This window comes from Wolbachia endosymbiont (group A) of Opomyza germinationis (assembly GCF_964264765.1).
GTDB classification, from domain to species: Bacteria; Pseudomonadota; Alphaproteobacteria; order Rickettsiales; family Anaplasmataceae; genus Wolbachia; species Wolbachia pipientis.
This window is the reverse complement of the sequence record NZ_OZ183482.1, coordinates 420,418-432,894: the sequence shown is the minus strand read 5'-3', so window position 1 is coordinate 432,894 and position 12,477 is coordinate 420,418. Positions and strand designations below refer to the sequence as shown.

At 35.3% G+C, this 12,477-nt stretch carries 10 protein-coding genes; 6 read left to right on the top strand and 4 right to left on the bottom strand.

Translation table 11 applies throughout. From position 1 onward, the window contains the following. Nucleotides 1–17: 17 nt before the first annotated feature. Entirely contained in the window at nt 18–149 is a 132-nt protein-coding gene (locus ACFEL3_RS02080; RefSeq protein WP_167347065.1) for a transposase family protein, read from the top strand. Further along, complete coding sequence (locus ACFEL3_RS02075; RefSeq protein WP_010082072.1) at nt 142–306, top strand: IS3 family transposase; 165 nt, start codon at nt 142–144, stop codon at nt 304–306. The genes ACFEL3_RS02080 and ACFEL3_RS02075 overlap by 8 nt, the downstream gene beginning before the upstream one ends. 179 nt (nt 307–485) lie before the next feature. Here ACFEL3_RS02075 and prfB read toward each other — a convergent pair. Next, a protein-coding gene (gene prfB, locus ACFEL3_RS02070) for a peptide chain release factor 2 (RefSeq protein WP_141456981.1) occupies nt 486–1,590 on the bottom strand; the annotation gives its coding sequence in 2 pieces (ribosomal slippage) (nt 486–1,514 and nt 1,516–1,590; 1,104 coding nt in all). A gap of 153 nt (nt 1,591–1,743) precedes the next feature. Between prfB and mgtE the strand changes: the two genes are divergently transcribed. After that, a complete protein-coding gene (mgtE, locus tag ACFEL3_RS02065; RefSeq protein WP_006280192.1) occupies nt 1,744–3,114 on the top strand; it encodes a magnesium transporter in 1,371 nt (456 codons plus the stop codon). A gap of 255 nt (nt 3,115–3,369) precedes the next feature. On the opposite strand, the gene ACFEL3_RS02060 is transcribed toward mgtE, so the two are convergent. Beyond that, entirely contained in the window at nt 3,370–4,830 is a 1,461-nt protein-coding gene (locus ACFEL3_RS02060) for a TrkH family potassium uptake protein (RefSeq protein WP_095742676.1), read from the bottom strand. Nucleotides 4,831–4,971: 141 nt separating this feature from the next. Between ACFEL3_RS02060 and ACFEL3_RS02055 the strand changes: the two genes are divergently transcribed. Further along, nucleotides 4,972–6,030, top strand: coding sequence for a hypothetical protein (locus ACFEL3_RS02055; RefSeq protein WP_244226868.1), 1,059 nt, complete (start codon nt 4,972–4,974; stop codon nt 6,028–6,030). A gap of 72 nt (nt 6,031–6,102) precedes the next feature. On the opposite strand, the gene ACFEL3_RS02050 is transcribed toward ACFEL3_RS02055, so the two are convergent. Beyond that, nucleotides 6,103–7,119, bottom strand: coding sequence for a substrate-binding domain-containing protein (locus ACFEL3_RS02050; RefSeq protein WP_265039627.1), 1,017 nt, complete (start codon nt 7,117–7,119; stop codon nt 6,103–6,105). Nucleotides 7,120–7,260: 141 nt separating this feature from the next. Here ACFEL3_RS02050 and dcd point away from each other — a divergent pair, with 141 nt between their 5' ends. After that, the gene (gene dcd / locus ACFEL3_RS02045; RefSeq protein WP_006280485.1) at nt 7,261–7,818 is read left to right on the top strand and encodes a dCTP deaminase; all 558 of its coding nucleotides are present in this window, start codon (nt 7,261–7,263) and stop codon (nt 7,816–7,818) included. On the opposite strand, the gene ACFEL3_RS02040 is transcribed toward dcd, so the two are convergent. Then, on the bottom strand, nt 7,819–8,829 hold the full coding sequence (locus tag ACFEL3_RS02040) for a hypothetical protein (RefSeq protein ID WP_244226867.1): 1,011 nt from the start codon (nt 8,827–8,829) through the stop codon (nt 7,819–7,821). 281 nt (nt 8,830–9,110) lie between these two features. Here ACFEL3_RS02040 and ACFEL3_RS02035 point away from each other — a divergent pair, with 281 nt between their 5' ends. Beyond that, complete coding sequence (locus ACFEL3_RS02035) at nt 9,111–12,446, top strand: glycoside hydrolase TIM-barrel-like domain-containing protein (RefSeq protein WP_264374385.1); 3,336 nt, start codon at nt 9,111–9,113, stop codon at nt 12,444–12,446. Nucleotides 12,447–12,477: the final 31 nt, after the last annotated feature.

The window sequence follows — 12,477 nt, the reverse complement described above, 5'->3', positions numbered from 1 at the left end:
TAAATAAACAATTGGTTATGAACTCTTTATTAATGGCCATTAATAGGCGTAAACCTGTTAAAAATCTACTGCTGCACAGTGACCAAGGTTCACAATATACTGCGCAAGGGTATCAATATCTCTTAGCTGTAAAGAATATAGATGAGTAATAAAGGCTGTTGTTACGACAATTCTGTTGCAGAAAGCTTCTTTAGCTCATTGAAAAGAGAAATACTTATTGATACTTCACAACACTCTGCTCAACAAACTAGAACTGCAATATTTGAATACATAGAAATTTTTTATAACAAACAACGTCACTATTAACTATTGCATTCCAGAACAATTTGATGCATCATTCTTTTTGTAAAAAACATTCCACACTTTCTCTCCACTTTTTCTGGGTAAGGTCACTTTTCCACTGATCATATTTAATCGCCATAACTTTACTCCTACTTTAACAATATTTTAATTATCATATATTATGGCAAGAAAGTCAACCCTACCTAATTTTGCTTAGTAAGCACACTAACTATGAAACAATCTATATTACCATCAAAAACAGAATTTATATTGCCCACTTCATGTCCGGTTCTTAAATCCTTCACCATTTGATATGGATGCATAACGTACGATCTGATCTGATTGCCCCAGCCTATATCGCATTTTTTACCATATTCTTCAGCCATTTTCTGTTCTTTTTTTTCCAGTTCAATTTGGTATAAACGTCCTTTAAGTAATTTTAACGCCTCATCTTTATTTCTGTGTTGAGAACGACCATTTTGGCATTGAACTACAACACCAGTTGGAATATGCGTAATGCGTACCGCACTTTCAGTCTTGTTCACATGCTGACCGCCTGCTCCGGAAGCACGATAGGTGTCGATCTTTAGATCCTTTTCATCCACAGCAATATCAATTGAATCTTCTATCACTGGAGTTACTCCTACACTTGCAAAACTGGTATGACGTTTACCATTTGCATCAAATGGCGATATTCTAACCAGCCTGTGAATTCCACTTTCACTTTTTGCCCACCCATAAGCTTTTTCTCCAACGATTTTTATCATTGCAGACTTTATACCAACTGACTCTCCTTCTAATTTTTCTACAACTTCAACTTTAAAGTTGTGATAAATTTCTGCCCACCTTATATACATGCGCATCAGCATTTCAGCCCAATCATTGCTCTCGGTTCCGCCAGCTCCTGAGTGGATTTCTAAAAAGCAGTTATTATTATCTGCTTCACCAGTAAATAAGGACTCTGTTTCTTTATACTTGATTAATTTCTCTAGCTTAGCTAATTCATTTTCAACTTCAGAGAAAAATTCTTCATCATTTTCATCAATAGCAGACTTCATTAAGCTGATGGCATCGTTGTAATCGCTTTCCAGCTTTAAAAACGACTCTACGTCATTCTTAATTTTAGAACGTTCTTTTAAAACTTCTTGTGCTTTTTGGTTATCTTGCCATAGGTCATCATTCGACGCTTGGGAGTCAAGCTCTTCAAGACGCAACTTTAATTTTTCTATGTCAAAGACACCTCCTGATAAGAGAAATACTTTTATTTAAGCTTTGAAAGTGTTCAAGAATTTCTGGATAAGTTTTCATTATACTTTAGATTTTAATATATTTACTATCAATAACAATAACAGTAAACAAAATAGAAATTTAACCATATGATAGCTAATTTAAATAATTTCATTATACTTTAATGTTTAAGGAAATCAAGCGCGTATATTTATTAAAAAACAAGGTAAAGTAATGAATATTGAAATAAGTTCCCATTATGGTTTAGACAAAAAGGCTATTGATGACTTAATAGAGTCACTTGATAACGAGGAGCTAGAGAATGTTCGTAATATTGTAAAAACGATAGACAGTGTTCAGTTAGCTTATTTTTTATCTACTTCGATCAGTGATCACAGGGAGAAATTAGTTAATATCCTCGATCAACATTTGTTAAGTGATGCCCTAGTGCATGTAGTGCCAGATTTACAAATAGAGATCATAGAAACATTGGGAATAGAAAATACAGCAAAGTTACTAATGCTCCTTGATGTAGAAGATATAGTAACCATAGTGAAAGATTTAGATAGAAAGTCTGTAGAAAATATACTTTACTATTTGCCCAGCAAAACTCAGAAATCGGTAGAGGAGTTGCTATCATATCCAGAAGAAAGTGCAGGAAGGTTAATACATAAAGATATGGTTATAGCTCCATATTATTGGACAATAAATCAACTGACAGAATTTGTGTGCAACTATAAAAAAATACCAGAAAAATTTCACCAGATATTCATTATCAACTCAAAATTAGAGCCTATAGGCAGTGTTAATTTAAATAAGGTAATATCTCACTCAGGAGACACAATAATAAAAGAGATAATGGATCATGACATAAAAATCATTAAAACTGGAATAGACCAAGAGGAAGTAGCAAGAATATTTAAAGATTACTCTCTATTATCGGCTCCGGTAGTAAATAAGAATGGTAAAATTATTGGTGTGATCTTAATTGAAGATGTGATAAAAGTTGTTCAACAAGAAACAGAAGAGGATGTACTCAAAATAAGCGGTGTATCTTCTAAAGCCGATATAAATGCCCCTATACATAAAACTATAATTAAAAGGCTACCTTGGTTACTGTTTAACCTCTTAGCTGCAACAATGTGTTCCATAGTAGTTGGCTTTTTCGATGATGTAATAAAAAGTTTTATAGTGCTGCCAATAATCATGCCGATAATTGCATCAATGAGCGGAAATGCAGGATCCCAAACAGTAACGCTAACCATCCGGGCAATCGCAACAAAATATCTAACTGAGCAAAATGCAAAAAGAATACTGATGAAAGAATTTTTAATAGGTCTTATAAACGGGGTGATCTTATCTACTATTTCATTAGTAGTGTTAGCAATAAGGTTTCACAACTTCAAAGTGGAGATGATTTTTGTGGTCTCCATGATTATGATGTCAATTATTGCAACGTTCATCGGAACTTTCATTCCTATAATGCTTCATCGCTTAAAGTCTGACCCTGCCGTTTCTTCTTCAATCCTAACATCGGCAACAACTGATATTCTCTCAGCTTTTATATTTCTTGGTTTAGCTACGATCTTTTTATTAAATAGCTAATACTATCTATAGCTATACCGCCGCGAACCGTCATGCCGCGATTCATTCGCGGTATCTCTTAGCATAGATCCCGCTAACAAGTAGCGGGATGACGAGAAAGGGGCTACTTGGATGACATTCTTCTTGGTGTGCCCAAATCACAATGTTCGTACATCTGTGGATTTATTCGCGGTATAGATATCGCTAACGAGTAGCGGAATGACGGTTTTTCAAATTGTCGTAAGTCAGTTTAGCTATAATATCAAGTTTCACCAACTATTTCTCTCTATTAAATAAGAATAAATTACCTATACAAAAATAGATTGGCAATATTTCAAGTCTGCCAAGCAGCATTAAAAACGATAGAAATAATTTTACTTCATTACTGAAAGAAGAATAGTTACCTGAAGGACCTATTAAGTTGCTGAACCCTGGACCAGAGTTTGTAAGCGTTGCAGAGACTGAACTGACGCTAGTTATAAAGTCTGCATTGCTTAAGTAAGACATCACTATTGATGAAATGGTAAACGTTAACATGAAAATTGCAAAAAATATAAAGACAGAGTGAATTTCATCATTCTCCAGGGTTTTTCCATTGAATTTTACTCCATTGTCTGCATCAGGGTTTAATAAAAGGTAAAAGTAATTTCTTATAGACCTTAAAAGAACAATCAAGCGGAAGATTTTGACACCACCACTTGAAGAACCACTACATCCACCAACAAAGGTGAGAAAAAAAGCTAAGACTGAAATGAAACTCCAATCTATATGATTACAGATTGCATAACCAGTTGACGTAATCAAGGAAGTGATGGTAAATGTGCTGCATCTAAATGATAATGACACTCCTAAATCAACATTTTTATACAACCAAAAACAAGCAAATAAAGATGAGATAGTAGCTATCTTAACAAAGTAAGAGACCTGTTCATCATAGCAAATGTCTAACCGTCTTATAATTTTTAAATAGCTAAGAAAAGGCAGAGAACCCAAAATCATAAAAATGATCGTTATGACTTCTAACATAGGGTTATTATAGTGCCCTATAGAATCATTATAGTTAGCAAATCCACCAGTTGATACAGAGGACATTCCGTGGCATATTGCATCAAACAGTGGCATACCAGCTAGATAATAGGAAAATATACATAACAAAATTAAGCCATAATATATTGCCGTAACATGAATCACTACGCTTCGCGTATTCGGCAACTTCCTTTTGGTAGCATCTGAATACTCAGAATAAAGTAAATTATTTAGGCTGAGAACCTTAAACATAGGAAAAACTGCAATTCCTAAAGTGATTACACCAAAACCCCCCATGCCATGTAGCATTGCTCTCCATAGCAGTATTCCTGGAGATTGTTTTTCAATATCATTAAATATAGTTGCTCCTGTGGTTGTGATGCCAGATATCGTTTCAAACAATGCATCAACATAGCTCAGATTATCAAAATAGAAAGGAATAGCTGCAAACAGAGACAAGGCAATCCAGGTGCAACTAGTAATCGCAAAAATTGCTGGCATTCCATGCAATCTACTTAATTTACCGAGTAAAATAAAAATTGCGCCAGATGTGCAGGTAATTATGAATCCAGCGAGGAAATTTTTCCATTTGTAGCTGAGACATTTATTAGTAATAGCAGGAATAAGCATTGCTAAGCTAAACAGCAATAGGAATATTCCCACAATAAATACAATTGAACGCAAATTTTGTAAACGTTGATGATTTTTCATAGAATTACTTCCTCGCTATACAAAGCCATAAAAGCTACTCTAACGTCAAGCATTTTGTTGGCCTTTATTAACAGTTATTAACAATATACTTGATTTACTTGTAAATATGTGTGATAATTAAATTTTTATTAGAGGTAAGATATGGTTGAATTAACTGATATACAAAAAAAAATTCGAGCTTCATTAATTATAGCAATTAGCAATAACTACCCTCAAAAGGTCCAGGGCATATTCGACAATAATGAATGTGATAATATACAAGCAGTTTTGAACCACGAGGGGATTGGGGCTGGTTACAAAGATAATTTTTTAGATTTTGCTATTATTGGTCTTGACGCTGGAGTTAAAGTTCAAGGAGAAATTGGAGAAAACGTAGAGATCATTAAACAAATTTGGAAAGTTGCTAATCAGAAAACTCGTGATTTTGTGTGTTGTCGTGCAATAGAGAGTTTTCGAGGATTTGGCCTTTATAACATACCTGCTCTTAAAACAGTTATTCAAGAAATAGAAGAGCACAAGAGGGTAATGGATCTTGATATGGCACTAAGGCGTGCAATAAGAAGTCTTAATGTTGATCAAGTTAAAACAGCACTAGAGAATTGCGGTGAAGATGTAGAAAGTGTTTTGACGCGAAATGTATATTGGAGTGATGCTACTGATATTGATTGCTTGTTAATTTATCCTCTGATGGTTGACTATGAAAGAAATCTTGGCAAAGAAGAATTTGAAAAGATAAAAGAGATCACTAAACTTCTTTGGGATAAAGCTTCCCCTGATGTTCGTAACTTCTGGCTTGAAGACCACATGGTTAATAGAGAAGGTCAAAATACAGAAGATAACTATATAATAGGTTCTCTTGAAAAGCAACAAAAAGAGTATGCTAATATAGCTGGTGAGGGATGGCTTGAAGACTTTATTCAAGAAGTTAAGGGTTATAAAAAGGACAGAGAAATAAAGCTTAATGAATACAAAGGGAAGATCGCTCTAGGCGTTGTTGGACTATGCGTAGTTGGTGCTATTGCAGCCTATGTGCTGGCATATCCTGTAGTTGCATTAGTTTTAGAAGTTTCAGCAGTTTCAGCATTGGCTGTACTAGCTTATATTGGAGGAGTTTGTGAGAAATCAGAAAGTCCAAATACGAAAAGTTTGAACCCGGTTGTTTCTGGGTGTTGCAACAACGCAGAACTGCCTAATCAGTAATCCATTGTCATCCCAGCGCGCCGCGCTGGGTCTGACTACGCTAGAACAAAGAATATAAAAGAAACGTTGCCGTCACGTTATATCATAAACCTTTGCTGAAGCTTTCTTTATATCTTCACTTGAAAGTGGAATTAGACCAAGCCTAGATAGGTACCCATCTTCAATGCCGATCGAATCTATAATTTCTTTTACGAATTCTCTTAATCCATCAACAGTATCCAAGTGTTCCCTCTTTATGTAAAGGTATAGAGGTCTTGCTAATATATATTTTCCCGATGATATATTTTCGTAAGTTGACTCAATTCCTGCAATTGTGCTCCCTTGTATTTTATCTTGATTCCTCATTAAAAAGCTGAAACTAAATATCCCTAAGGCGTTCTTGTTACTTTTCAATTTTTGTATTATTATATTTTCATTAATTCCAACTTCTATATACCTTCCGTCATCCCTTATATTACCACATGCTTTCTTTCTTTCTTCCTGATCTTTATAATTCTCTTTGAAAATTCTCGAGTTCATGCATGAATATTGATCAAGCATAATAGAATTAACCAAAGTTTCGTATGTACCTGTATTTTGATGTGGACCATAAATTTCAATTTCTGTTTTTGGTAAGGCTTGATTGACATTAGACCAAAACTTCTTATTATTTTTTACTAATTTATCATTTTCTTGAGAATATGCAGATAAAGTTTCAAATAAGTCCTTCTTTGTGAAATCAAATCTATGGCTTTGATTTGAATTTGCAATGACAACTCCATCATAGCCAATGATGATTTCTATCACTTCATTAATTTTATTCCTTTTACATAGTTCTCTTTCTACTTCCTTCATAGGGCGAGATGAAGTGGTGATGTCTGGAGTGTCTTCCCCTATTCCTGAGCAAAACATTTTGAATCCTGATCCACTTCCTATCGATTCCACAACTGGAGTCTTAAAGGAGAATACACGGTTGAACTCTTCGGCTATAAACGAGATAAAAGGAAAAACAGTTGAAGATCCAACAATTCTGATGTATTTCCTGGCATCAGCATTTGATAGCGGCGTGAATAATACGAATACAAAAATCAGGAGAAAGTTTCTAAGCATTATTTTTAGTTAAGAACATAAATCTAATTATTGTAATAAAAAATCAAACTGAAAAGCTTTAATTGCATGACAAAAGCTACAGTTTACATTTAAATTTTATTTTATATTATTGTAAGTATTACACAACTTTAAGGGGCAATTATGGCAGTTATGCCAGATAAATGGATAAGAGAAAAAGCTGAAAATTTTGGAATGATAGAACCTTTTGTGAACCACAAAAGCAGCAAAGGTGTTATATCTTTCGGACTATCATCTTATGGTTACGATGCAAGAGTGGATAATAAATTTAAAATTTTTACTAACGTTAATTCAGCCATCGTGGACCCTAAAAATTTTTCTGAGAATAGTTTCATAGATAAGGAAACAGACGTATGTATAATTCCACCAAATAGCTTTGTGCTTGCAAGTACAGTGGAATATTTTCGTATACCAAGGAATGTACTGGTCATTTGTGTTGGTAAATCAACTTACGCAAGATGTGGAATTATAGTAAACGTTACTCCCTTAGAACCTGGATGGGAAGGTCATGTCACACTCGAATTCTCAAACACCACTCCACTTCCTGCGAAAATTTACGCTAATGAAGGCGCATGCCAATTCGTATTTTTAAGCGGCGAAAGTGAATGCGAGAAATCATATGATGATATGAAAGGAAAATATATGAATCAGCATGGTATTACTTTGCCGCTGGTGAAATAATTACTGCTTTCGTTGTGAGCTACCAAACTGCTCTATAGACAATATTCCACTATCACCAGATAGCAAAGTTCGCGCTGATTCACTTTGCTTAAGATGTTTAATTGCTTGCTTTTTGTCAGTTCCAGTGCGCATACTGCAGCCAAGTTGGAAATCTATTCCATTTTCAACAATGTTACATGAAAACCCCATAGCAGTAGCGAAACCTTCTTGTTTATTAGTAGCATTTCCGGTAACAACACCACAAGCAGTGAAGTTACGATCATTTCCAACTGTTCGCATCATCATTCCACCATCTCGTATACCATCATTATTTATATCCTTTGCTATAACAGTCTGGTCTACAAATCGCGTATTACCCACTTCTCGAGATATTACTTCTACAGTCGGTTGATTATGTAGTTGACCATTACTTACTAATGCTTGATTATATGCTGAATGGTGTTGTTCTGAATTACTTTGACTATTACTCCTTAGTTCATTTTGCTCGTGCTCTTCATTATTTTGATGTTGGTCAGTTCCTGATATGCTAGCTTCTTTTTCAACACGCTCATTGTATTCTTTATCATTACTTATCTCAACTTTATTTACTGGTTGACCTTGACTGTTTTCTATGTCTTTTTGACTAAACATGTCTTTATTAATGTAATAAAAAATAAGACCAGGTATCAGTGAAATTATTAGATTTAATACAATGCACGGAATTAAAACCACGGTAGCAGCTATATAGATTAGAGAGCTAACTATAAACTTTATTACTTTAGATAATTTAGAATCATCTTTTTGAACATTAACAGCATTCAAAAAAAGCATAGTTAAGCTAAGAGATAATGCTGTTATAGCAGTAGGCACGATGATTGGAACAAGTAAAAAAGCATTGATTAATTTTTTTCCAGAACTAGTTGGTTTAGTGCTATTATTCAGTGATGTAAGATAGTTTTGACCAACATTAGTAATCCATTTTGTACCAGACAAGACTCTTTTACTATTTTCTTCCGACATTTCAAATTTCATTGGCACCCCCAGATTATAATGCTAAATTGTACTAAAAATTAATATAAAATCAACATAAATTTTTCACTTCCGCACTTTTTCATTGTTGCTTACAATAACTATAGCTACACGATTTACTTGTGTGCTTTTCTTAATTAAAAACTTCAACTATCCATTGTAAGCTGCTGAATTTCTTATCATAGTATCTGTCATCCCAGTACCACTTTCTTGTCATCCAAGTAGCGTGACACTTGGATCTTCTCTCAACAATTTCAAAAAAATCTATCAAAAGGAGGATTACCATGTCTACAATAATTTTATCATCAATTTTTGGTCAAGCAGGCAGCATTTTTGGTCCAATTGGCCGGATTATCGGCTCAGAACTCGGTGCTCTTCTTGGTGCACAGCTAGATGGGGCAATGTTCGGCCTTGATGCCGAGCAAAAAGTAACGCATGGTGCGAGACTAAAAAATCTGCAAGTTCAAACCTCAACCTACGGCAGAACGATTCCAATTATCTATGGCACTGCTCGTGTTGCAGGGAACATTATTTGGTCACAGCCAATAAAAGAAGAGGCGATAACCACCAAAAGCAAAATTGGAAGAGGTATGAACGTTACATATAATTACTACGCAACGCTTGCAATTGCGATCTGCAAGGGGAAAGTAGAAAAATTAAACAGAATCTGGGCAGATACAACATCACTTAGCTTTGATGAAATAGATTATACTTTTTACAGCGGCAGAGAAGACCAAAATCCTGATCCATTTATGTCATCAATTGAAGGAGAGGGGAATGTGCCGGCTTATAGGGGAATATCTTACATAGTCATCAAGAATTTTCCTTTAGCAGACTATAACAATCGCGTCCCGATATTTACATTTGAAGTGCGAACTGCATTAAAGCCCGTTGGGTTTTCAATAGCGGAAAATATTCGGAATATCAATATCATACCAGGTTCAGGTGAGTTTGTATATGATACAAAAATACAGAAGAAAATCGCGCAAGAGAAAATAAGCAGCAACCAATATATCCCATATGGGCTGGCGCAAAGGGTAAATCACAACAACCACACTAAAAAGAGCGATGCAATGCTTTCTTTGGATCAATTAAAAGAAGATTTGCCAAATGTTGAGTTGGTGTCGGTGGTAGTCAATTGGTTTGTGAATGATCTGAACATTAAAGATTGTAAAATATATCCTGCAGTTGAATTTCAAGATGATTCCGCAATATTACCTGATGATTGGCAAGTAGGGGGTGTAACCAGAGATAATGCTCAGCTAATTTCAAAAGATGCGAGTGGAAACCCAAGGTATGGTGGCACAGTTAGTGATGCAGCGTTGATAAGATATATAGAAGAGCTACACAGCAGAGGCTACAAGGTGATGCTCTATCCAATGCCCTTACTTGACACAAAGAACAAAGAGTGGCGAGGAAAATTGAGCGGGACCCCTGGGGATATAAGTGATTTTTTTGAGAATCAATATAACAAATTTATAGAGCATTATGCAAGCATTGCCAAACAAACTAAAGTGGAAGGGTTTATCATCGGATCTGAATTTGCGCAACTTACCAAAATCAGGGATGAACAAGGGAATTACCCTGCCGTTATAGAGCTAGTTAAGCTTGCAAAGCGAATAAAACTTCAGCTTGGAAAAGAAGTAACGGTAACTTACGCTGCTGATTGGAGTGAATACCATTCATATGATGGTTGGTATAATATGGATGAGCTTTGGTCTTCAGAGTACATCGACGTTATTGGCATAGATGCTTATTTTCCACTGACTGATGGTCCAGAGCCTCCTTTTGGTTATTCCGCGGAAGATGTAATGGGTGGTTGGAGCAGTGGAGTGGGGTATGATTATTTCTATGATTACTCAAAGAGTGAACCTGAAAAAGTAAAGTATAACGACAGCAGGTATGCGTGGAAAAATATAGAGAAATGGTGGAGTGAAACTCACATAAACCCCAGTGGTAGTAAAACGAAATGGCAACCAAAAATGAAAAAAATATGGTTTACTGAGTATGGATTTCCCAGTATGAACGGCTGCACTAATGAGCCAAATGTGTTTGTTGATAAAGGCAGCATAGAGAGCAAATATCCACGATATTCAAACGGAGAGGTGAGCTTTCTTTCGCAAAAAATTGCAATTGAAGGAACGCTAAAGAAGTGGCAAAGCTCGGAAATGGTAGAAAAAATGTTTCTCTGGGCATGGGATGCAAGGCCATTTCCTTATTTCCCCAATTTGTGTGATATGTGGACTGACTGCCATAATTGGCAGACAGGACATTGGATTCAGGGAAAGCTTTCACAGCTTAATATTTCCGATGTTTTATCGGATCTATTACAAAAAGCAGGTTTAAAAAGCGATCAGTTCGATACGAGTGATGTTAAAGGATTATTGTCTGGATATGTAATAAATGACCAGCAATCGGTACGTTCAATTATTAAAATGCTGCAAAGTTGCTATTTTTTTGATGTGGTTGAACAGGACTCTAAACTGAAATTTGTCCAAAAGGGCAGGGGAGTTACGACTGAAATACCAATTGGTGAAACGGTTTTCAGTAACAATTCAAAACTTGCTAATATCAGTCAATTAGATTTAAACAATAAAGTTAACGTCGTTTATTTTAATCGCAATTTTGGCTATCCAATTGATGTTAAATATGCTGAGTTGCCAAAGCAAGGCGCTGCTATAACAGTTGAAATACCGCTCATTATGGAGGAGGGAGAGGCGCAAAATATCGCTGAGGTTTTACTTTATTCTTCGTGGCAAGAGAGAAATATATACAATTTCAAGCTACCGATAAAATATGCGTGGCTTGTGCCAAGTGATGTAATAACGATTTTAGACAGTGAGAAAAAACATACGGTGAGAATTATAAAAACGAAATTTGAAAGCATGTCCATTCAAGTAATTGGCGTTGGTTATGATCACTCTATATATAAGCTTTCTTTTCCTTCAACAAGGTCACTTATGCTGAAGGAATACCCTCCTTCTCATATCAGCAAAACCATCGTAGAAATGATAGATTTACCGGATATTAAAGGTAATAGTGCAAGCTTTACTTTAATTAGTGAGGAAAAGAATTGGAAAGGAGCAACACTCTTTATTTCGTACAACGATAAGGATTATAAGCCTATCGCAAACACAAACAAGCAGTCTACTTACGGATATGTAATGGAATCTACCGACGAGGGGCTTATAGTAGTGTTACGTTTTGGTGTATTGAGTTCTTCATATAACCATTATTTAAGTGATGGTGTCATTCCAGCGCTTGACCATATTTCTCCTGGATCCCAGTGTCTGGGCACTGGGATGACAGAAGAGGGTTTTACAAGCACTAATGTTAGTACTATAAATGTAAGCAATTTAGCACTGGTTGGAAAAGAGATAGTAAAATTTCAGAGTGCCGAACTTATAGATAAAAATAAATATAAGCTTAGCAACCTAATTAGAGGGCAAGAGGGCACCAAAGAGTATCAGCACACCGCAGGTGAAAAATTTACTCTGCTTGATGATTCAGTAATATCTTTCGAAGTGCAAAGGGGAAAAAAGTTTTACCTAAAAGCAGTGACTTACGGTGACTCGCTGGAAAATACGGAAGTGAAAGTGATAAATTCATTTAGTAATTGAAATTTAATAAAGTAAGTGCTAGAATTAATAT

Bases quoted from the DNA above. Each gene is read 5' to 3' on its own strand.
- ACFEL3_RS02055 (WP_244226868.1), top strand. From the start codon at position 4,972: ATGGTTGAATTAACTGATATACAAAAAAAAATTCGAGCTTCATTAATT.
- ACFEL3_RS02080 (WP_167347065.1), top strand. From the start codon at position 18: ATGAACTCTTTATTAATGGCCATTAATAGGCGTAAACCTGTTAAAAAT.
- ACFEL3_RS02050 (WP_265039627.1), bottom strand. From the start codon at position 7,119: ATGCTTAGAAACTTTCTCCTGATTTTTGTATTCGTATTATTCACGCCG.
- ACFEL3_RS02060 (WP_095742676.1), bottom strand. From the start codon at position 4,830: ATGAAAAATCATCAACGTTTACAAAATTTGCGTTCAATTGTATTTATT.
- ACFEL3_RS02035 (WP_264374385.1), top strand. From the start codon at position 9,111: ATGTCTACAATAATTTTATCATCAATTTTTGGTCAAGCAGGCAGCATT.
- ACFEL3_RS02075 (WP_010082072.1), top strand. From the start codon at position 142: ATGAGTAATAAAGGCTGTTGTTACGACAATTCTGTTGCAGAAAGCTTC.
- dcd (WP_006280485.1), top strand. From the start codon at position 7,261: ATGGCAGTTATGCCAGATAAATGGATAAGAGAAAAAGCTGAAAATTTT.
- mgtE (WP_006280192.1), top strand. From the start codon at position 1,744: ATGAATATTGAAATAAGTTCCCATTATGGTTTAGACAAAAAGGCTATT.
- ACFEL3_RS02040 (WP_244226867.1), bottom strand. From the start codon at position 8,829: ATGAAATTTGAAATGTCGGAAGAAAATAGTAAAAGAGTCTTGTCTGGT.